Genomic DNA, 273 nt, shown 5'->3' with positions numbered 1-273 from the left:
ACGGCAAGCAACACGAATACCCGGCCGAACTGCTGGCGACGCGTCTCGATGATCGTCGTTTTCAAGTGGTCACGCTTGAGCCGCTGGTGATCAACGCTGAAGATTTCGATCTGCTGCCGGGGCTGGAAAGCCTGCGCAAACTCGCCGACTTGTCGGCGATCAGTCTGTCGGTGCCGGTGGGTGCGGTGCTGATCTTCACGGCGCGCTGACATGCGCGGCGCGGTGTTCCCGTGGCGGGACGGCAACCGGTTCGAGCTGCTGATCGACGGCCCG

Annotated in this window: 1 pseudogene; it reads left to right on the top strand. The window is 63.7% G+C overall.

Going from position 1 to position 273, the window contains the following annotated elements:
* Positions 1–209, top strand: a pseudogene (locus BK660_RS31295) (YceI family protein); the annotation flags it as partial.
* Between the last annotated feature and the right edge of the window lie 64 nt (positions 210–273).

The sequence above is a fragment of the Pseudomonas brassicacearum genome (assembly GCF_003732265.1).
Lineage (GTDB): Bacteria > Pseudomonadota > Gammaproteobacteria > Pseudomonadales > Pseudomonadaceae > Aquipseudomonas > Aquipseudomonas brassicacearum_D.
The sequence above is the reverse complement of the archived record's forward strand: the minus strand, read 5'-3'. Positions and strand labels throughout refer to the sequence as shown.